Raw genomic sequence first — 20,133 nt, forward strand, 5'->3', positions numbered from 1 at the left:
CTGGCGCAGGGCTTCACCCCGACGCTGTGGGCGGAAGGCTTCGGCGGCTGGGGCGATATCTCGGGCAATGGCAATGCCGCTTCCGTCAACACCACGGTCGGCGGCGTGTTCGGCGGCATCGATGTCGCGGTGCTCGACCAATTGCGGGTTGGCCTGGTCGGCGGCTACAGCCGGACCTCGTTCGACATTGATGGCCGCTCCTCGCAGGGCACGATGGATAATTACGACATCGGCCTCTATGCCGGCGCCCAGTTCGACGCGCTCGCTTTGCGCGGCGGCGCCTCCTACACCTGGCACGACATCTCGGTGTCGCGCTCGGTGGTGTTCCCGGGCTTCTACGGCGCCAATGACGGCGACTACACGCTGGGCACCACCCAGCTGTTCGGCGAGATCGGCTACGACCTGTCGGTGGGGGCCTATGCCTTCGAGCCCTTTGCCGGGCTCGCCTATGTCCACATCTCCGGCGACAGCTTCACCGAGAGCGGCACGCTCGCCTCGGCGCTGGCGGTCGACGGGGCCTCGCAGGGCACGTTCTACTCCACGCTGGGCGTGCGGGCGGCCACCAGCTTCACCGTGGCAGGCCGCACCCTCACCACCAGCGCGACTTTGGGCTGGCAGCATGCCTTTGGCGACACGACCTCAACCGCCGACATGCTGTTCGCCACTGGCGGGGCCAACCCGTTCACCATCCGGGGCGTGCCGATCGCGCAGGATGTGGCGCTGGTCGGGCTCGGGCTGGGCTACCAATTGTCCGACAGCGCCGAGCTGCAGCTCAACTATGCCGGCCAACTGGCCGACCAGACCAACCAGAACACCTTCAGCGCGCAGTTCTCTCTCAAGTTCTGAGCCAACCGCGCTGGGGTCACACGGATCTCGCCCACCCGACCCACACCTGACCGAGTTGTATGATGACGCATCGTTTCCTCAAACTGGCGGCGCTCCTGGCGGGCCTCGGCCTGTCCTGCCTCAGCCTCGCCGGCCCCGCTTTGGCGCAGCAGCCGGCCGCGCCGGCGGCGGGTGCCGCGGCGCGGCCCGGCCTCACCACCGCCACCTATCAGGACTGGGTGGTGCGCTGCGTGGCGGGCGACACTGGGCGGATCTGCGAGGTGGTGCAGAACATCCAGGCGCAGGGGCAGGGGCTGATCGCCAGCGTCGCGGTCGGCCGGGCCGATGCGAAGGCGCCGCTGCGGCTGGTGGTGCAGCTGCCCGCCGGGGTCTGGCTGCCGGCCGGGGTGAAGGTGCAGCTCGGTGAGAAGGCCAAGCCGGTGCAGCTCACCTTCACCCGCTGCCCGCAGGGCTGCTTCGCCGAAGCCGAGCTGGACGCCGCCACGCTGCAGGCGCTGAAGGCCGCCACCGAGGGCGGCAGCTTCTCCTTCGAGGACGGCGCCCGCCGCCCGGTGACGCTGCCGCTCTCCTTCAAGGGCTTCACCGCAGCCCTCGACGCCAGCCTNAAGCCGTAGGCCNCGCGCCGATCCGCCTGTCTCTTCACGCGAAGCGGACCGCGCGCCTCCAAGGCCCGCCGTCCGCCCCGCTCCGCGAAAGGTACCTGCCGTGACGAACCCGACCGAAACCGCTTCAGCCACCTCACCCGTCCCTGCCGCTTCCCTGCCGCTGTTCTACCGCGCGCCGGGCCTGCTGCGCTTCCAGGACCATGCCCGGCTCGGCCTCCGGCGCGGACCGGCGTTCGGCTTCGCCGCCGGCGCAACGGCGATCCCGGTCGTAGCGGGCGAGTTCGCGTTGGCCGGGCGCGATTATCCCCTCGTCTTCGCCAGCGATGAAGCCGCCATGCCGCTGGCGGTGACGGGCCTCGCCGCCGGGCAGAACCTGTTCGTGGAGGCCGACGGCCAGTGGCGGGCGGGCTGCTATATCCCCGGCTATGCTAGGCGCTATCCCTTCATCGGCATGACGGTGGCCGAGGGCGGTGCGACGCTGCTCGGTGCAGACCTCGCAAGTGATCGCCTCGCCAGTGACCGCCTCGCCGCCGGGGACGAGGAGGCCGAGCTGCTGTTCGACGCCAAAGGCGGCCCCACGCCGGCCGGGCAGGCGGCCATCGCGCTGTGCGAGGCCTATGCCGCCGACCATGAACGCACGCGCGCCTTCGCCCAGGCGCTGAAGGCCAACGGCCTGCTGGCGGCGCGCACGGCGCAGGTCAATTATGAAGATGCCGGCCGCGCCGTGGTGCAGGGCTTCCAGCTGGTCGACGATGCCGCCTTCCGGGCGCTGCCCGGCCCGGTGCTGGCCGAGTTCCACGCCAAGGGCTGGCTCGACCTCATCGTCCTCCACCTCGCCTCGCAGCAGCGCTGGCGCGCCCTCGCCGCCGAAGCCGCGAAGACCCGCACTCAGGCCAGAAATCCGGAAGACTGAACGACTGCCCGTCCAGGCGCAAAGACGGGCAGGCGCGAGGGCGGGGCATGCCCATGGTGGACATCTCAGGCACCGAATAGATGCCACAGGGAAAGAACTCGGGCGGCGGCGGCTCCAGCCCGAAGGCGTGGCAGGCGGCAACGCGGCCCTGCTCCATCGAGGTGGAGGCGAGGCTGGGGAAGCCGATGACATCGCCCGCCGCATAGATGTGGGGCACGGCGATCTGCAGCGTCTTCGGCTCGACGGCGATGCGGCCGCGACGACGGCGCCGAAGCGCAGCGCGACATTGCGATTGCGCAGTTCGTGGACGAATTCCTCGATCAGCTCCTTGTCGATGAAGTCGAGAAAGGTGGAGCGCGGCTCGATCGTAAGCATCCGGCGAGGGCCGCGTTGGGGCAGCTATGGCGTCTGGCAGTTTCGCATTTGCCAGGGCCATGGCAGCAGTTCCGCGAGCCGGGTCCGCGGCGTCCCCGCGATGCGGGCGAGCACATCGGTAAGCCAGGCCTGCGGATCGACGGCGTTGAGTTTCGCCGTGGTGATCAGCGTCGCCATGGCGGCAGCGCGCTCGGCACCGCAGCCGGAGCTGGCGAAGAGCCATGCCTTGCGTCCCAGGGCGAAGCCGCGCAGGGCGCGCTCCGCCGCATTGTTGGACAGGCAGGCGCGTCCGTCATCGAGGACGGTTGCAAAGCCGTTCCAGCGCCTGAGCATGTAGTCGATCGGCTTGGCAACCGAGGCCGATCGGGAGAGCTTGAGGCGCTGCTCGCCGAGCCAGGCGTGCAGGTCATCGACGAGAGGCGGCTCTGCGCCTGCCGGGCATCGCGACGCTCCGGCGCACTCAAGTCGCTGGTCCCGCGTTCGATGTCAAAGAGAGCGTCGATGCGCTTCACCGCCTCCAGGGCAATGGGCGATACCGGCGCGGCGCCAGGCCCGCGCCACGCGCTTGTGGCGATGTCCGCCAGTTCGAAGAAGCGCCTCCTCGCATGGGACCAGCAGAGCGCGGACGTGACCTGTCCGCCCGGACGCGCGGGATCATACAGTCCGTTATAGCCGCCATAGGCGTCGGCCTGGAGGATGCCCTGCCAGCCCGCGAGGTGCGCGTCCGGATGCTCCTGCCGCCTGTCGCGCGAGGCGAAGTAGAGGGCCGCCGGCGGATCGGCGCCGCCGAAGGGGCGATCGTCGCGCACATAGGTCCAGATCCGGCCTGTATCGGTCTTGCCCTTGGCCAGGATCGGCACGGTGGTGTCGTCGGCATGCAGGCGCTCCGCTGCCATGACATGCCGGGCAATCAGCTCATGCAGCGGCTTCAGCGCCACAGTCGCCGTACCTACCTGATCCGCCAGCGTCGAGACGGAGAGGTCGATGCCCTCGCACTGGCGGCAGGTGAACTTCTCGCGGACCGTCTGGATCACCTTCCAGGATCGCGGCATGATCTCAAAGGTCTCGGTGACGTCCTCTCCGAGCTTCGACAGTTTCATCGAGCCACAGCAGGGACAGGTGGTCGGTGCCGGCACGATGACGCGCTCGCGCGGCAGGTGTTCCGGGAAGGGCTTGCGCACGGGCCTGCGGCGGGGAGTGGGCGCCGGCAGTGATGCTAGGCGTGCACTCTCCTGCGCCGCGATCTCGTCCTCGTTCGCCCTGGCCTCCAGTTCCTCGAGCTGAAGCTCCATCTGGTCGATGAGCCGCACCGTGCGCTCGGAGCGCTGACCGTAAAGCTCGCGCCTGAGCTTCTCGATCGTCAGCTTGAGGTGAGCGAGGACTGAACCGCCCCGGCTTTGCCGGAGACCCCAACTCCTGAGAGGATGGGGCTATGACGAGCAAGACGACGAACAAGTTCTCGCCTGAGGTGCGCGCTCGCGCGGTGCGGATGGTGCTGGATCATGAGGCTGAGCATCCGTCGCGCTGGCAGGCGATTGTGTCGATAGCGGCGAAGATTGGCTGCTCGGCACACTCACTGAACGAGTGGCTGAAGAAGGCTGAGGTCGACGCCGGTAAGCGGGCCGGGGTGACGACGGATATGTCTGCGAAGCTGAAGGCCCTTGAGCGCGAGAACCGCGAGCTGCGGCAGGCGAACGAGATCCTGCGCAAGGCATCTGCATATTTCGCCATGGCGGAGCTCGACCGCCGGTCGAAGACATGATCGCGTTCATCGATGATCATCGCGGTGCGTATGGGGTCGAGCCGATCTGCAAGGTCCTGCCGATCGCCCCATCGACCTATCATGCGCATGTCGCCCGGCGGCTTGATCCGTCGAAGTGCTCGGCACGGGCGCTACGGGACGCGGCCTTGCGGCCCGAGATCGAGCGCGTGTTCGCCGAGAACTTCGAGGTCTATGGAGCGCGCAAGGTCTGGCGACAGATGATGCGCGAAGGGTTTGACGTTGCCCGTTGCACCGTCGAACGGCTGATGCAGGGCATGGGCCTCGCTGGTGTGATCCGCGGCAAGCCGGTCCGCACGACCATCTCGGACAAGTCGGCACCGTGCCCGCTCGACCGTGTGAACCGGGTGTTCCATGCGCCGGCGCCTAACCGGCTCTGGCTCTCGGACTTCACCTATGTCAGCACCTGGGCGGGCTTCGTCTACGTCGCCTTTGTGATCGACGCCTATGCTCGCCGCATCGTCGGCTGGAGGGTGAGCCGGACCGCGCATGCCAGCTTCGTGCTTGATGCCCTGGAGCAGGCCCTTCACGAGCGACGGCCCGCCCATCGCGGCGGCCTGGTGCACCATAGCGACCGCGGTTCGCAATATGTGAGCATTCGCTACACCGAACGGCTGGCTGAGGCCGGCATCGAGCCCTCCGTCGGCAGCGTCGGTGACAGCTATGACAACGCACTCGCCGAGACGATCAACGGCCTCTACAAGGCCGAGGTCATCCATCGTGGGGGGCCTTGGCGATCCTTCGAGGCCGTCGAGTTCGCCACGCTGACCTGGGTCGACTGGTTCAACCATCGCCGGCTCCTGGAGCCTATCGGCAACATCCCGCCGGCCGAAGCCGAGGAGCGCTACTACGTCATGCTCGGTGAGCAGCAAATGGCGGCGTGACTTAAACCAAATGGCCTCCGGTGAAACCGGGGCGGTTCAGAGCCGTGTGCGCGCCCGCATGGTAATGGACGGCGCTGATCCAGACGCTTTGGCGCTGCTAAGCCGACATATCGGCCAGATCGACGCTCACCTGAGGCGACGCAGTCAGGCGTTTCTCAAGCCGGTGCGGGACCACGCGGTGAAACAAACCGGCTCTACCGGAGAGTTCGCTGTTGGGGGAAGGCCATCAGTTGCCCGAGCGGAAACGAGCGCACTGTCCCTCGCTGGCAGTGCGCCGGCTGCTGAAGATATCGCCCACGAACTACCGCCCCACAGGTCGCCTAAGGGCTAATAGTGACATCGGCGACTAAAGGACAGTGATCTGACAGCGACAGAAGCGGGTCCGGGTGGGTCGCGTTCGCAGCTAGGGTGCGTCCCATTCGCTGTAGCGGAAGTTTCATGGCTCCGGGTGCAGACAGGCCCGGTCCTAGCAGGATGTGGTCCAAACCTACCGGGTTGCGGCATCCAAGTTCATTGGCCGCCGCCAGCGCTTTTGTGGCTTCACGCCACGCAGTCTTGTCTGCCGGTGCCTCTGCGATGGCACAGGATGCCTGAGCCTCAGTGCTGACAGGACATCGTTCCGGGAGCAGAGATAGATTGCTTGAGGTCGGTGAGCCATCGTTGACCTCGCGCAGCAGACTGTTCACCTTGGCGGAGTTGGTCAGCGGTCCCACCGGACTCGAACCGTCCGTCCGCACGGGCTCGTTGAGGTGCAACTCATGCCAGACGGCACGATTGAAATCGCCGAGGACGATCAGCCGATCGCCGTTCTCGCCAGCGCGTTCAATCCAGTTTTCCAGGGGCATAATCTGCTGTTGCAGTATCTGGCAATGCGGATTGTCACCGGCAAGAGCACCGCGCGTGTTCCCCGGCTCGCTCTCTACGGGCGTAACGCATGACGACTTCAGATGAACGTTGAAGAGATGGAAACGCTCTTTTTCGATATTCAGCGTCAGCAAAAGGCCAGGCCGCACCTGATCTTTTACGGGAAGTTGAGGAAGGCTAAGAGGGATCTCAGTCTTGCACTCGCCCGCACCGAGTTCCTTTTTCCACGCAAAACCAAGCCGCTGAACCTTGAACGCGTCATATGAGCAAATCTGGTAATCCTTACCATTGTCGGGTAGCACGTCCCGGATAGCCTGCACGCCAGTGACTTCCTGGAACGCGATAATATCTGCCTTAAGTCGGCTTCTGATCAAATCGGCGATCTGCTCGTCTCGCTTGCGGTAAGCCGCCTCTGTCACGTGGACTATCTTGAAGTTCGCCTTGTAAACATCACATGGCGCCCAGTTGGCGATATCCCAGGAGATCGGTGCGTCTCGGCCCCATCTAAGTTCCCAACCCGGAGTTCCTTCCGATGCTGGCTCCCATTTTCCGCTCTGGATATTTTTGGTGAAAGGCGCTGAACACTTTTTGATCCAGGCGGCAGCCTCATCACGCGACATGTGCCAACCGAGATTCCAAGTGGCGACCGTCAGCGTATTTGCTTGCGCAGTACCTGCTATTAATAGCAACGAGAGTCCGAACGCCAACCGAATCATGACGATGCCCCCATGAAAAAGAATTAATCTAAGGTGCTGTCATTGCACCCATTTTCCGTTCCGACATCGCCCCATCGCGATCTGGCGCGCTGTTCGTCTCTACTGTACAAGTATCTTGAGTGCATTGAGCGACTCGGGCGTGATTGTACCGGTAGAATTCAGGCCATAGTCCGTTTGTAGGTGCACAAGAGATTCGCGCGCTTTCGGTCCAATCTTGCCATCAATTTCGCCGCCGAAATATCCAAAGGCCAGCACCAAACCGCCGACTGGCGGGAAGATCACGCAGGAGCAGCGTAATGTCGTCCTGCGGCGCACCCTATCCAACTGGGAACACACAGGACTCCACCGGCAAGAAGCTGGACTATCCGAATATCGACATAATCATTACACTCGATCGGGACGGCGATGTGGAGAGCACGCCAACACGGCACTTTCCGTGAAGGACAAGACCAACTGACGCTCACCGCCACGGCGCTAGTACGCCCGTATCCTGCACCAGCTCGGAATATGTATTCACGAAACATCCAAATATTGATTGTCAAGTGGCTATGTAATATCAGAAGAATTATGAATAGATTTTTTGCTCAATATTCTCGACTCCTCAAACGTTATACACTCATATAGAATTGACACGACTTCCTGTTCTACCATCGTCGCCAGACAAGCTGCGACCCTCCAGGCTGGTACCCCCCCCGCCTGACTCTCGATCTCGTCCCTTAGTTCGCTCACTCTGCGCAAGATCTGCTGCTGATTCATTGGTTCACCCAAATCGAGTGTTGGTTTGCGCGCGGCGCCGGAGGCGCCGCCGTCCGCAGCCTCGCGCACGCGTGCCAGCTCATTCGGCCGCGACTTCCAGAGCGCCCAGGGACCGTGGCTTAAGCGCCAGCGGGATTGAAGGCGGGACCAGCGTGATAGAGGGCCTCGGAAGGCCGGGCGGCATGCTCATCCGCAGTTCCGTGTTGAAGGTCGCAGCCAGTTCCAAGGCAATCACTTGGAGCTCGAGCATCGCCATACCAAGCCCGACGCAGGCGCGCGGGCCGGCGCCGAACGGAAGATAGGCCCGACTCGTCGATGGCCGCGCCCCATCGAAGCGCTCCGGCTCCGGCCAGAAGCGGACATCGCGGTGCATGTGCCAAGGGCTGATGAGGAGAGAGGTCCCCCGCCGAAACGTGTGGCCGGCGATCTCCACCCTTCTCGCCTTCACCTCGCGCGAGAACCACCAGGCGGACGGGTAGAGGCGTAGGACCTCCCGGACCACCCCCAGACTGATCGACGCCGTGGGCAGTTCGGAGGCGCGCAGCTCTCCTCCGCGGTCCATGCAGCGCTTTGCCTCCTGGGCAAGCGATTGAGCCAGGTTGGGGTCGGCGGCAATGTGGTAGAGCAGCCAGGCTGCGGCGCTTCCAGTGGTGTGGTGCCCCGCCAGCAGGATCATAAGCACCTCGTCCTCGAGGTCCCTATCCGAAAGGCCGAGCCCGTTGAGAGAGGCGAGCAGGCTGCTGGCAGCCGCCTTTTTGCGGGTTCTCTGGACGACCGCCGACATGATCGTCCGGGCGGCGTGAAGGCGCTGACGGTTGCGGAGCCAGGTCCATGGTGCCGGCGGGCCGAGGCGGAACATGCCTTCGGCGAGGTCGTCTTCAACGAGCTTGACGGCGTGCAGCAAGGCAGTCTCATCGCCTTTTGAGAGCACGCCTTCGCCGAACAGGGCATTCGCGATGACGCGGAGCGCCAGCGCGGCACTGACCCGATGCGCGTCGAACTGCTCTTCACACAGGAGATGGGCGAAGGTGCCGCGTACAAGGGCGGATATCTGGGGCACATAAGAAGAAGCAATACCGCGAGCCATTTGGGCATGAAGCGCCGCCCGGCGCTCCTGCTGGCCGGGTCCGCTCGTGGTCAGCGAGCTCTTGCCGACGATGGCGCGGAGCTTATGGATGAGCCGCCCCTTGTCGATCTCTGCCTCGCTCATCTTCATGATCGGCTTGACCAGGTCCGGGTCGGTGACAAGGTAGACCGGGAATGGCGCGAGCCTCAGCGGAACGAATGGCCCCGTTGCCGTGCTGCCCCTCTGCATCAGGAAGCCGAGGGGGTCATGCCGAAATGCCGGCAGATCTGAAAACCAGTGTTCCATCGCTAATCTCCGCGAGACGAGTGCCAGCAAGGAAGCGGTCGATGACCCTCGGATCCTGGTCCGCGAGCGGGATTTCGCCGGCGATCGCCTCGATGGCGCGGCCCCGGGTCGTGACCCCGATATGCCGAGGCGCACCGTATCGCCGCGTCCGGATGCCGTGCCGGCGCAGCAGACGTTCATGGGTGGTGTCGACCACCGCCACCAGTGAGTGGACCTGCCTCTGGAGCGCGAAACGGAACATAAGTCCGTAAATCAGCGCCTGATGACGTGTGGCTCCAAGGCGCGTCATCTCCCATACGTCAGGGCGCCGAGGGTAGATCCCAAACGTCGCCAGCTGCGGAAAGGCGGTTTGGGCGAGATAGGGGGCCTCCGTGGGGAGCGCCCGCCAACCGCCGATGACCTGACCCTGGTCGAGTACGATGCAATAAATCGCCGCGTCGCTGTCGAACGCATCGGTCTCAAGGCCTTCCTTGACGTCCAGTTGCCACCCGAGCTGCTCGACAAAATAGAGATGTCGAAAGCGGCTGAAGGCGCAAAAACTTGCCGGATCGTCATCGGCGGTGAAGATAACAGCGCGTACTCCGTCCCCCGAACGTTGCATTTTCGAGCCCGCCCCCAGATGCTCTATCGAGGGCAAAACTGCGGGATGCTGTAAAAGCGGGCAATCACGGTAAACCGTGAGTTTGGGCAATAATGCGCATCGAGGAGAGCATCAGCGCGATCGAGGCGTGCGAGAGCTATGAAGAGCTCCGTACTGCGCTCCAGGCCATCATCGAGAACTACGGGTTCGCGGCTTTCAATTTCATGGATACCGGGCACCCGCACCTGGATATGCCGTTTACTGACGGCACTTCGGGCAAAGGATGGGAGGGCGACTATCAAAACAATCGGTTCGTCCATTCCGATCTGTGGATCGCGAGTGCGCGCAGAAGCAACACGCCGTTTTCCTGGGGCTCACTGCCACTTCCGGCTCAGCTGGGCGTCAGGAAACCAGGCGCCATCAAGCTGATGGAGGCTGCCGCTGACCACCGCTGGTCGGAGGGGCTGATAATCCCGTTCCACTTCACCGACGAAATCGGCCGGATGTATTCGAGCCTGGTTGTCCTGTTCTGGCGGGACTGCCTGCAGAGGTTCATGAGCATGTTCACGCTCAAGCGGCATGAGCTCCATGTCATCATGATTTACTGGGCGCAGAGGGCCACGGAGTTGAAGCGGCGGGACTTCCGGCCAAGGTCGTCCACCTTTGGCGTGAATGCGGGACGGTTGGCGGCCGAGCCCATCGTCCTGTCGGACAAGGAACGGGAGGTACTTTCCTGGGCGGCGCGCGGCAAAACCACGTCCGGAACGGCCGATATAATGGGAATCTCCGAGGCAACTGCGGAAACCCATATGCGAAACGCCCTGCGCAAGCTCGGAGCAGAGAGCCGGACCCATGCTGTGGCTATTGCCATCTATCGCGGACTGATCGACATCTGAGACAGATGCGATGTCCATGGGTTTTCTGATAGCCGACATTCGATGCGAGCTCGCGGGCGAAGATGGCGGTGGCCACAGAACCCACCCAAGCCATGGCACTCGGCTAGCAAGCTTGGTCGGAGGCCCATCGTGGGGCTGAATGTCGGGGCAGAGGCATCTTGCTCTGCCTCACACAGCTTCGCGCCGCGCCTTGGCAAACTCCCGATCTGTGGCGATGAAGCGCTCCAGCATGGGCACGATGAGCTTGATAGGATCCTCGACCGGCTGGTCGATTTCTCGCGCGAGCACCTCCGCATAGGCGATAAGATCGCGGTGCAGCGCGCCGGGTAGGGAGAGCGCCACCTTCACCGGCTTGTCGTTCATGATCGGTCCGAGCTTCAGCTTCGCCATGGTCAATACCTGTAGGGTTCGAGCACAAGGTCGCGGGTGACCATGACCCGCACCGGAAAGCCGGGCCGAATGGTCAGTGTAGGCGCGACCTGCAACTGCCGGCGGATGATCTCCTGCCCGGCATCATTGATGGTGTCCTGGGCCCCGCTCTGCAGCGCCTCGATCAGTTCCTCATCGTCATCCATGGCGAGCTCGGCGCTGACGGAAAGCAGCGTCGAGAGACCGACCGCCTTGGCAAGATCCCACCCGTGCATGTCGACGCCGTCCTCAAGGCCGGCATAGCCCTGCTCATCCGTGCCGGGCTGGCGCTCGAGCACGATCGAGCGGCCATTGGGGAAGACCAGCCGGTTCCAGACCAGCAGGATACGGCGCTGGCCGAAGCCGACGCCATTGTCGTATTGGCCGAGCAGGCGCGTGCCCTGAGGGATAATCAGGATGCGGCCGGTCGGGCTGTCATAGACGTTCTCGGTCACCTGCGCGGTGATCTGGCCGGGTAAATCGGAGCGGATGCCGGTGATCAGCGCGGCCGGGATGACGGCGCCCGCCTGCAGCACATAGGGCGATGCCGGCACCATGAGACGGTCAGATGCGACGACGCGCCGATCCACGGTGGCAGTGAGAAAGGTAAGCTGGCGGTCTTGGGCTGAAGGCGTACCGCCCTGCCCGACGGCGCCAAGGCCGCTGAAGCCGGAAGCACTCGTCGCAGACGATGTCGGCGCGCGAGCCTGCGCCGCCTGGAAGAATACGCGACTGGTCCGCGCGGCTTCCTGTTCCGCAAGACGCCGCTGCTGCTCAGGATCCACCTGTGGCGCTGTCATTGTCGGCGGCACGACGGGCTGGCCGCGGTTCTGTGCCTCAAGGATCGGCCGGCCGAGATCGCCCGGCAGAGGCGGCCCAAGGATGGGGCCAGTGTAATCCCGCGGCAGGCCGGAAAGGCCATCGGCGGTGGAGCGGTTCTTGGTGGAGTATAGCTCCTCGCCGCCGGTCCCTTTGTCGCGCCCCTGCAGTGCATAGATCAGGGCGCCGCCTATGCCGAGGCTGACAACCAGCCCGGCGCCAGCGAGGACCTTGCGCGAGAGACGCGTGACGCGCGGCGGCTCGGGACGCAGCCGCATCGCCGCGGCGTGATCGGTGGTCGGAGCGCCGAGATCCGCCTCGAGGTCATGAGTGTCGGGGTTGCTCATGATGCCGGCCTCCCGTCCGTGCGCTCGATCCGCACCTTCTGCGGACGCTCACCGCCGCCGAGGCGAAGCTCGGCCGCGCCGAACAGCCGGTCGACGATCAGGATGTTCTGGTGGATGCGGCTATTGACGATCTGCGCTTCCCCAGCCGCGCCGATGACGAAGAGCGGTGGCATCTCGCCCTGCACGATGCCACGCGGGAACTCGACATAGACCTTGCGCCCGTCGTCATAGACGGCCATTGGCCGCCAGGGCGGCGTGTCTCCGGTCAGAGCGTAGCGGTAGTTTCGGGCCGTGAAGGCCGGGATGATTGGCGTCGGCGGAGTACTGGCGCGCTGCGCCGCCGGAACCTGCGGATAGGCCCAGGCGACGGCCGGCATATAGGGCTTCTCGCCGGCGCGCAGCTCGATCATGTAGCTGCGTCGGTCGGTGGTGATGACGAGGTTGGTGGAGATGTCCGCCCGCGTCGGCTTCACCAGCACATGCACGCGCCGGCTCACACCCTCGCCGCTCTCCGTGTCGCCGATGATCCAGCGGGCGGTGTCGCCCGCCGCGATCAGCCCACTGCCGGTCAGGCTCTCGCCCGGCTCCAACGCGATGTTGGTGATCTGCCCGGGCGCTGCATAGACCCGATAGAGCGCGCCCTCGCTCCAGGGATAGATCTGGATGGCGTTGTAATAGCCCTCGCGGCGCGGCTCGACCCGCGCAGCCGCGTTGGCGTTCTCGACGCGGGCAACCGGTGTTTTCGCATCCGTGCCGCCCTTGGCCGGCGTCCAGGCGGGCGGCGTGTGCAGCGGGCGCGGACGCTCATCCGGAACCACTGTCGGCACCGTCGGCAGCGCCGGCACGTCACTGTCATAGCTGATCTGCGGCGGCTTCGGTGCCGATGCGCAGCCGCCCAGCGCGCTTGCGGAGAGCAGGAGAACCGCAAAGGCGGATCGGCACAGAGCCGGAGATGCGGGTTTACGGAAGGACGTTTTCACTGGCTCATCTCCCGCGACCAGCTGATGGCGTTGACATAGATGCCGAGCGGATTGGTGCGCAGGCGCTCGGCATCGCGCGGCGGCTGGATCACCAGCGTCAGGATCGCGCTCCAGCGCTCGGTGGCAGCAAGCTGGCCGTTCTCATAGCGCCGCTCGATCCAGGCGAGACGGAATGAATCCGGAGAGGCCCGGATCACGCTGGAGACCTCGACGGCGATCTGCTGCTTGCCCACCCGGGTGAAGGGGTCGTTGGCGCGGGCATAATCGTTGAGCGCGGCAGCACCCCGATCGGTGGTGAACTCATAGGCCCTGAGCCAGTTCTGCCGCACGATGACGGGATCCGCCGGCAGGCTGCGAACCTGCTCGATAAAGCGGGCGAGATGCCAGGCGATCTGCGGATCGGTCGGGCGATAGTCTCCAGTTGCGGCCCCCACGGCCTGCGTCTGACCGAGACGATCGACCTCGACCACCCAGGGCACGACGGTGCCCCTCGTCGACTGCCAGATCAGCGCAGTGGCAAAGCCAGCCGAGAGGAACAGGCTGCCAAAGGCCGTCAGCCGCCAGTTCTTCGCCTGCACACGGGACAAGCCGATGCGCTCGTCCCAGACCTGTGCTGCCTTCTGATAGGGCGTGACCGGTTCGGGCGAGGTGCCGTAATGGGTCGCGGGTCGCTTGAAGAGGCTCATAAGCGGTCGCTCTCATTGAGGGAGACGGAAGAGCCGCCGGCATGGCTGTCACCGGAGCGCACAGCATGGGCGGCGGCGGAGACGCCGTGGCGAAGCGACTGGTCGCGCTTCATGCGCTTGGCCCAGTCGGGCACCTCGCCGGTGGTGGACGCCGAGGCCGCGCCGTTGATGGCGTTCGCCAGCGGTGATACGGCGGCGGAGCCTGCGGCCCGCGCGACGCCGCCCAGTCCCGAAGCGACACTCGCCATGCCTGACTGACCAGCCGCAACAATGCTGTAGGCCGTTGCGCCGCCCCGTGCCGCGGCCGCCGTCGCGGATAGCGCCGCCCCGCCGCCGCGGACGGCGAGGCTGGCGGCACCGCCCGCTGCCATCAGGGCGCCACCGGCGGCGAGGCCGGTGCCGACCGCAGCGCCTGCGCTCAGCTGCGGACCACCGGAGACAAGGCCGGCGGCAATGCCAGGACCGAAAATGCCGAGGCCGAGCAGGGAAAGGGCAGCCAGCACGATGGCCATGGCGTCGTCGATGGTGGGCGTCTGCCCACCAAAGCCGGCGGTGAACTGGCCGAACAGGGTCGAGCCGATGCCGATGATGACGGCGAGCACCATGACCTTGATGCCGGAGGAGACGACATTGCCCAGCACCCGCTCGGCCATGAAGGCGGTCTTGCCGAAAAGGCCGAAGGGAATCAACACGAAGCCGGCGAGCGTCGTCAGCTTGAACTCGATCAGGGTGACGAAGAGCTGGACGGCGAGGATGAAGAAGGAGAGCAGCACCAGCGCCCAGGCAAAAAGCAGGCAGGCGATCTGGATGAAGTTCTCGAAGAAGGCGACCCAGCCCATCAAATCGGAGATGGAGTCGAGCAGAGGGCGACCGGCATCGAGCCCGGTCTGCGCCACTTTGCCGGGACGCATGAGGTCGCTGACGGAAAATGCCGTTCCCGAGCCCTTGAGCCCGAGACCAGCGAAGCTCTCGAAGACGATGCGGGCGAGGTTGTTCCAGTTGCCGATGATGTAGGCGAAGACGCCGACAAACAGGGTCTTCTTGATCAGCCGCGCGATGACGTCGTCATCCGCGCCCCAGGACCAGAACAGCGCCGCCAGCGTCACATCAATGACGATAAGCGTGGTGGCGATGAAGGCGACCTCGCCGCCGAGCAGGCCGAAGCCGCTGTCGATATAGGAGGTGAAGACCCCCAGGAAAGTGTCGATGACGCCGGTGCCGTTCATGGCTCAGCGACCTTCGTACGGCGAGGGGCGCCCGAGGAACCGGTCCCGCGTCTGCGCCCAGACCTTCAGGCAAGCTGCATCCTGCGCAGCCGCCTCTCCCAGCTGCTGACACTGCCGCTGCTCATCTCGCAGAGGATAGCGCGCGGCCTCGACCGTCCGACTGGGTGAAGGCTCCGCCGCCTTCTCCTCCCGGCTCATCTCCAAGACCGCCGCCGTGCCGGCGATGGCCACGAAGATCACCGCGCCGAGCCGAGCCAGCATGGCTCCGTCCATGTCGGCCTCCCTCAGTTGCTGAACATGCGGGCATTGCCGGCCTGATAGCCGGCGCCCGGAGTGAGGAAGCGCCGGCGCTGCTCGCGGCCCTGCTCGGCCGCGGTCGCGCGTTCCGCCTCGGAGAGCGCCGTGGCGCGCCCATTGGCGGACATCACCGCGATCAGGTCGGAAAGCTGCTGCGACTGCAAAGCGAGCAATTGGTTGCCGGCCTGCGTGGCCTGAAGCGCGCCCGTCGCGCCTTGGCTCTGACCGACAAGCGTCGCCATCTCGGCCTTGTTGGCGTCGACATTGCCTACAACGCCGGCCTGCACCCGCAGCGCATCCTGCAGACCACCGACCGTGGTCTGCCAGCGCGAGCGCGCACCGGCGACGAGATCGGTATCGGAGGCCGAGAGCGGGATGTTGCCATAGCGCTGCTGGAAGGCCTGGTCGATCTGGCCGACATCGAAGGCAATGCTCTGCGCCTGTCCCAGAAGCTGCTGGGTGCGCTGCACCGATTGCTGGATCTGCTGCAGCGAGGAATGCGGCAGGCTGGCGAGATTGCGCGCCTGGTTGATCAGCATCTGCGCCTCGTTCTGCAGCGAGGTGATCTGGTTATTGATCTGCTCCAGCGCCCTCGCCGCCGACATCATGTTCTCCGCGTAGTTCCACGGGTCATAGACCGTGAGGGCCTGCGCGGACGGGGACAGCACGGGTGCGAGGGCGAGCGGCGCGGTCAGCAGCGCGACGGCGACGGTGAGCGCGCGCGGACGGGACAGCGTCATGGCTGCGTCTCCAGATTGGTGAGGTTGGGAAGGAGGTCGGCGGCCCAGCCGAGGCCGCGATGACGCAGCCAAGCGTCCAGGAAGCCGTCGCGACCGTACGCGGCGAAGACCTTGTCGATGGCCTGCTGGTCGGTCTTGGAGGATGCAGCGCACAGCGCCAGCGCGACCTCGCTGAGGCCGAGCTCAAACAGCCGGTTGCCGCGCCGCGACTGGCAGTAATAGTCGCGCTTCGGGGTCGCCCGCGCGAGGATCTCGATCTGGCGGTCGTTCAGGCCGAAGCGGCGATAGATGGCGGTGATCTGCGGCTCGATGGCCCGCTCATTGGGGAGCAGAAGACGTGTCGGGCAGCTCTCGATGATAGCCGGTGCAATGGCGCTGCCATCGATGTCGGACAGCGATTGCGTGGCGAAAATGACGGAGGCGTTCTTCTTGCGCAGCGTCTTCAGCCATTCCCGCAGCTGGCCGGCGAAGGCGTCATCATCGAGGGCCAGCCAGCCTTCATCAATGATGAGGAGGGTCGGTGATCCGTCGAGCCGGTCCTCGATCCGATGGAACAGATAGGCCAGAACCGCCGGCGCGGCTTCCGTGCCGATCAGCCCCTCGGTCTCGAAGGCTTGGACCGTGGCCGAACCCAGATGCTCGCTTTCGGCGTCGAGTAACCGGCCCCATGCCCCGCCGAGGCAATAGGGACGCAGCGCCTGCTTCAGGTCGTTGGACGCTAAGAGGACGCAGAATCCTGTGAGGGTGCGCTCCTCGACCGGCGCCGAGGCGAGCGAGGTCAACGCCGTCCAGATGTGCTCCTTCACCTGCGGCGTGATGGGAACACCTTCGCGGGTGAGGATGGCAGTGAGCCAGTCTGCGGCCCAAGCGCGCTCCGCGGCTTCATCAATGCGCGCGAGTGGCTGGAGCGAAACGCTCTCCGCGCTCCCCTCGCTGAGCCCGCCACCGAGATCGTGCCAGTCACCGCCCATGGCGAGTGCTGCGGCCCGGATCGAGCCACCAAAATCGAAGGCGAAGACTTGGGCTCTCGCATAGCGCCGGAACTGCAGCGCCATCAGCGCCAGCAGCACGGATTTGCCCGCGCCGGTCGGGCCGACGACGAGAGTGTGGCCAACATCGCCGACATGGAGGCAGAAGCGGAACGGAGTCGAGCCCTCGGTCTTGCCGAACAGCAGCGGCGGTGCATCGAAATGCGCGTCGGTACTCTCGCCGGCCCACACCGCTGACAGCGGGATCATGTGGGCGAGATTGAGCGTCGAGATCGGCGGCTGGCGGACATTGGCATAGACGTGGCCGGGCAAGCTGCCGAGCCAGGCGTCGACGGCGTTGATGGTCTCGGTCATCACCGTGAAGTCGCGACCCTGGATGACCTTCTCGACCCGTCGCAGTTTCTCGTTGGCGATGCGCGAATCGGCGTCCCACACCGTCACCGTCGCGGTGACATAGGCGATGCCGGCGTGATCCGCGCCGAGCTCTTGCAGGGCGAGGTCGGCATCTTCCGCCTTGTTTGCGGCATCCGAGCCCACAAGGACGGAGGCCTCGTTCGTCATCACCTCCTTGAGGATGGCGGCAATCGATTTGCGCTTGGCGAACCACTGGCGGCGGATCCTGGTGAGCAGCCGGACCGCATCCGTCTTGTCGAGCCGGATCGCCCGTGTGGACCAGCGATAGGGAAAGGCCAGCCGGTTGAGCTCATCGAGAAGGCCGGGCGTCGTCACCGTGGGAAAGCCGGTGATGGTCAGCACCCGCAGATGCTGGTCGCCAAGGCGTGGCTCCAGCCCGCCGGTGAGCGGTTGATCGGCAAGCAGGGCATCGAGATAGATCGGCGTCTCGGGCACGCGAACGCGGTGCCTGTGCGTCGAGACACAGCCATGCAGGTAGGTCAGCGTCTCGGCGTCATCGAGCCATTGGCATTCCGGCATGAAGGCATCGATCAGATTGAGAAGGCGATCGGTTCGGTCGGCAAAGCCGCGTAACGTCTCATGGGGATCAAGGCCCGCCTGATCGCGGCCCTCATAGAGCCAGCCTTCGGTGCGCGCCGCGTCCTCGGCCGGCGGCAGATAGGTGAAGCTCAGGAAATAGCTCGACTCGAAATGGCTGCCTGCCTCTTCGAAATCGGCCCGCCGCTCGGCATCGACCAAAGCGGAGGCGGCATCGGGGAAGGTTCCTGCCGGATAGGTCGCGGCGGCATGGCGCTGCGCCTCCACGAAGATCGCCCATCCCGAGCCGAGGCGGCGGAAGGCATTATTGAGGCGCCCGGCGACCGCGACCAGCTCGGCGGGCACGGCGCTGTCGAGATCCGGCCCGCGAAAACGCGCCGTGCGCTGGAACGAGCCGTCCTTGTTCAGAACGATGCCCGGCGCGGCGAGCGCCGCCCAGGGCAGGAAGTCGGCAAGGCGACGGTTGCGGCTGCGATACTCGGCAAGGTTCATCATCATGGCACCCCGCTCAGACCGAGAGATGCGCGGGGATACGCAGATGCCGACGCACCACCTCGACGAAGAGCGGATCGCGCTTCGCCGCCCACACTGCCGCGACATGTCCGATCACCCCGATGGCGAGGCCGACCAGCCAGAGCCGCAGGCCGAGACCCACGGCCCCGGCAAGCGTGCCATTGACGATGGCGATGGCACGCGGCGCGCCGCCGAGCAAAATCGGTTCGGTCAGCGCCCGATGGACCGGAACGCTGAACCCGGGGACCTCAACCGTCTCGGCCATCAGACCAGCGCTCCGCCGCCGAAGGAGAAGAACGACAGGAAGAAGCTCGAGGCGGCGAAGGCGATCGACAGGCCGAACACGATCTGGATCAGCCGCCGGAAGCCGCCCGAGGTGTCGCCGAAGGCCAGTGCCAGCCCGGTCGAAATGATGACAATGACGGCGATGATCTTGGCGACGGGGCCTTCGATCGATTGAAGGATGGATTGCAGCGGCGCCTCCCACGGCATGGAGGAACCAGAGGCATGAGCGCTGGCCGTGGCCATCAGGCTAACGCAGGTGACAGACGCAGCCAGCCGGGATGCGTTGCCAGCGCGAAGGAGCGATCGGATCATTGATGGTCTCCGGTAAGGACAGGGGTGACGCGGTAGTCGCCATCGGGGCCGAGGCCCTCGACATGGGCGAGTTCTGTGAGCCGGCGTGCCGCGCCGCGGCCGGAGAGCACGGCCACGAGATTGATGGTCTCGGCGATCAGCGCGCGCGGGACGGTGACGACGGCTTCCTGAATGAGCTGCTCCATCCGCCGCAGCGCGCCGAGCGCGCTGCCGGAATGGATGGTGCCGATTCCGCCGGGATGGCCGGTGCCCCAGGCCTTCAATAGGTCGAGCGCCTCGGCGCCACGCACCTCGCCGATGGGGATGCGATCGGGGCGCAGCCGCAGCGCTGACCGGACCAACTCGGACAGCGAGGCGACCCCGTCCTTGGTGCGCAGGGCAACGAGGTTCGGCGCCGCGCATTGCAGTTCGCGCGTATCCTCGATGAGAACGACGCGATCGGAGGTTTTTGCGACCTCGGCGAGCAGCGCATTGGTCAGCGTGGTCTTACCCGTCGAGGTGCCGCCGGCCACCAATATGTTGGCGCGAGAGGCAACACACTGGCGCAAAGCGCCAGCGTGCCCGGCCGACATGATCCCGGCGCGGACATAGTCCTCAAGCGTGAACACCGCGACGGCGGGCTTGCGGATGGCAAATGTCGGCGCCGCCACGACCGGCGGCAGCAGTCCCTCGAACCGCTCTCCCGTCTCGGGCAGCTCTGCTGAAACACGCGGAGCTCCCGCATGGACCTCGGCACCGACATGGTGCGCGACGAGCCGCACGATGCGTTCGCCGTCAGCGGGGGAGAGCCGCCCACCCGTGTCGGACAGTCCCTCCGAGAGACGGTCGATCCACAGCCGCCCGTCCGGGTTCAGCATCACCTCGACGACGGCCGGGTCTTCCAGATGCCGAGTGATCGCCGGACCCAGCGCCGTGCGCAGCATCCGCGCGCCGCGGGCAAAACCCGGATGATGATGTGCTGCCGCCATGCGAACCCCGACAATGCCGGGGTCA

The 20,133-nt window shown here is 65.5% G+C and carries 20 protein-coding genes, 2 pseudogenes and 1 other annotated feature; of the genes and pseudogenes, 5 read left to right on the forward strand and 17 right to left on the reverse strand.

Annotated elements, in window-relative coordinates:
- From A3M1_RS24895 to A3M1_RS0103585, 3 genes are all read left to right on the forward strand, one after another.
- Positions 1-846 (forward strand): autotransporter outer membrane beta-barrel domain-containing protein (locus tag A3M1_RS24895; protein ID WP_018387586.1); only part of this gene is annotated, 846 nt, incomplete at its 5' end.
- Positions 847-905: 59 nt separating this feature from the next.
- Complete coding sequence (locus A3M1_RS0103580; RefSeq protein WP_018387587.1) at positions 906-1,460, forward strand: invasion associated locus B family protein; 555 nt, start codon at positions 906-908, stop codon at positions 1,458-1,460.
- Positions 1,461-1,551: 91 nt separating this feature from the next.
- The gene (locus A3M1_RS0103585; protein WP_018387588.1) at positions 1,552-2,364 is read left to right on the forward strand and encodes a SapC family protein; all 813 of its coding nucleotides are present in this window, start codon (positions 1,552-1,554) and stop codon (positions 2,362-2,364) included.
- A 46-nt stretch (positions 2,365-2,410) separates the two neighbouring features.
- Here the strand turns inward: A3M1_RS0103585 and A3M1_RS26820 are convergent.
- Positions 2,411-2,730: pseudogene (locus A3M1_RS26820) on the reverse strand (Si-specific NAD(P)(+) transhydrogenase); the annotation flags it as partial.
- Between the two features lie 33 nt (positions 2,731-2,763).
- A pseudogene (locus A3M1_RS25735) lies at positions 2,764-4,124 on the reverse strand (IS66 family transposase); the annotation flags it as partial.
- 47 nt (positions 4,125-4,171) lie between these two features.
- Here A3M1_RS25735 and A3M1_RS0103600 point away from each other — a divergent pair.
- A protein-coding gene (locus A3M1_RS0103600) for an IS3 family transposase (RefSeq protein WP_085930248.1) occupies positions 4,172-5,403 on the forward strand; the annotation gives its coding sequence in 2 pieces (ribosomal slippage) (positions 4,172-4,469 and positions 4,469-5,403; 1,233 coding nt in all).
- Positions 4,456-4,572, forward strand: a sequence feature (AL1L pseudoknot). (Overlaps the previous gene by 117 nt.)
- Positions 5,404-5,723: 320 nt before the next feature.
- Here A3M1_RS0103600 and A3M1_RS26365 read toward each other — a convergent pair.
- From A3M1_RS26365 to A3M1_RS0103620, 4 genes are all read right to left on the reverse strand, one after another.
- A complete protein-coding gene (locus A3M1_RS26365; RefSeq protein WP_156029665.1) occupies positions 5,724-6,983 on the reverse strand; it encodes an endonuclease/exonuclease/phosphatase family protein in 1,260 nt (419 codons plus the stop codon).
- Between the two features lie 99 nt (positions 6,984-7,082).
- Positions 7,083-7,319, reverse strand: coding sequence for a peptidoglycan-binding protein (locus A3M1_RS27160; protein WP_371258734.1), 237 nt, complete (start codon positions 7,317-7,319; stop codon positions 7,083-7,085).
- A 499-nt stretch (positions 7,320-7,818) separates the two neighbouring features.
- Entirely contained in the window at positions 7,819-9,111 is a 1,293-nt protein-coding gene (locus A3M1_RS0103615; protein WP_018387592.1) for a cytochrome P450, read from the reverse strand.
- Positions 9,071-9,802, reverse strand: coding sequence for an acyl-homoserine-lactone synthase (locus A3M1_RS0103620; protein ID WP_245261561.1), 732 nt, complete (start codon positions 9,800-9,802; stop codon positions 9,071-9,073). The genes A3M1_RS0103615 and A3M1_RS0103620 overlap by 41 nt, the downstream gene beginning before the upstream one ends.
- Before the next feature lie 2 nt (positions 9,803-9,804).
- Between A3M1_RS0103620 and A3M1_RS0103625 the strand changes: the two genes are divergently transcribed.
- Positions 9,805-10,587 (forward strand): LuxR C-terminal-related transcriptional regulator, encoded by a 783-nt coding sequence (locus A3M1_RS0103625; RefSeq protein WP_018387594.1) that lies wholly within the window; start codon positions 9,805-9,807, stop codon positions 10,585-10,587.
- A gap of 168 nt (positions 10,588-10,755) precedes the next feature.
- On the opposite strand, the gene A3M1_RS0103630 is transcribed toward A3M1_RS0103625, so the two are convergent.
- Genes A3M1_RS0103630 through trbB form a run of 11 tightly spaced genes read right to left on the reverse strand, consistent with a single transcriptional unit; the run spans position 10,756 to position 20,108 of the window.
- Entirely contained in the window at positions 10,756-10,977 is a 222-nt protein-coding gene (locus A3M1_RS0103630; RefSeq protein WP_018964212.1) for a DUF2274 domain-containing protein, read from the reverse strand.
- Positions 10,978-10,979: 2 nt separating this feature from the next.
- A complete protein-coding gene (locus tag A3M1_RS0103635) occupies positions 10,980-12,161 on the reverse strand; it encodes a TrbI/VirB10 family protein (protein ID WP_018387596.1) in 1,182 nt (393 codons plus the stop codon).
- On the reverse strand, positions 12,158-13,141 hold the full coding sequence (gene trbG / locus A3M1_RS0103640) for a P-type conjugative transfer protein TrbG (RefSeq protein ID WP_018387597.1): 984 nt from the start codon (positions 13,139-13,141) through the stop codon (positions 12,158-12,160). The genes A3M1_RS0103635 and trbG overlap by 4 nt, the downstream gene beginning before the upstream one ends.
- Positions 13,138-13,827, reverse strand: coding sequence for a conjugal transfer protein TrbF (gene trbF / locus A3M1_RS0103645; RefSeq protein ID WP_018387598.1), 690 nt, complete (start codon positions 13,825-13,827; stop codon positions 13,138-13,140). The genes trbG and trbF overlap by 4 nt, the downstream gene beginning before the upstream one ends.
- Positions 13,824-15,053: a P-type conjugative transfer protein TrbL gene (gene trbL / locus A3M1_RS0103650; protein WP_018387599.1), complete on the reverse strand. Its 1,230-nt coding sequence runs from the start codon at positions 15,051-15,053 to the stop codon at positions 13,824-13,826. Before trbL ends, trbF begins: the two co-directional genes overlap by 4 nt.
- A gap of 3 nt (positions 15,054-15,056) precedes the next feature.
- Positions 15,057-15,326, reverse strand: a complete 270-nt coding sequence (gene trbK-alt, locus A3M1_RS0103655) for a putative entry exclusion protein TrbK-alt (RefSeq protein ID WP_018387600.1) — start codon at positions 15,324-15,326, stop codon at positions 15,057-15,059.
- Between the two features lie 11 nt (positions 15,327-15,337).
- Positions 15,338-16,090 carry a P-type conjugative transfer protein TrbJ gene (trbJ, locus tag A3M1_RS0103660; protein ID WP_018387601.1) on the reverse strand — a complete coding sequence of 251 codons (753 nt, stop codon included), beginning with the start codon at positions 16,088-16,090 and terminating at the stop codon, positions 15,338-15,340.
- The gene (gene trbE, locus A3M1_RS0103665; protein ID WP_026221118.1) at positions 16,087-18,525 is read right to left on the reverse strand and encodes a conjugal transfer protein TrbE; all 2,439 of its coding nucleotides are present in this window, start codon (positions 18,523-18,525) and stop codon (positions 16,087-16,089) included. The genes trbJ and trbE overlap by 4 nt, the downstream gene beginning before the upstream one ends.
- Before the next feature lie 13 nt (positions 18,526-18,538).
- Positions 18,539-18,808 (reverse strand): VirB3 family type IV secretion system protein, encoded by a 270-nt coding sequence (locus A3M1_RS0103670; RefSeq protein WP_018387603.1) that lies wholly within the window; start codon positions 18,806-18,808, stop codon positions 18,539-18,541.
- Positions 18,808-19,140: a TrbC/VirB2 family protein gene (locus tag A3M1_RS0103675; RefSeq protein WP_026221119.1), complete on the reverse strand. Its 333-nt coding sequence runs from the start codon at positions 19,138-19,140 to the stop codon at positions 18,808-18,810. The genes A3M1_RS0103670 and A3M1_RS0103675 overlap by 1 nt, the downstream gene beginning before the upstream one ends.
- Positions 19,137-20,108, reverse strand: coding sequence for a P-type conjugative transfer ATPase TrbB (gene trbB / locus A3M1_RS0103680; protein WP_018387605.1), 972 nt, complete (start codon positions 20,106-20,108; stop codon positions 19,137-19,139). The genes A3M1_RS0103675 and trbB overlap by 4 nt, the downstream gene beginning before the upstream one ends.
- Positions 20,109-20,133 lie beyond the last annotated feature (25 nt).

Source organism: Ancylobacter sp. FA202 (assembly GCF_000380205.1).
Classification (GTDB): Bacteria; Pseudomonadota; Alphaproteobacteria; order Rhizobiales; family Xanthobacteraceae; genus Ancylobacter.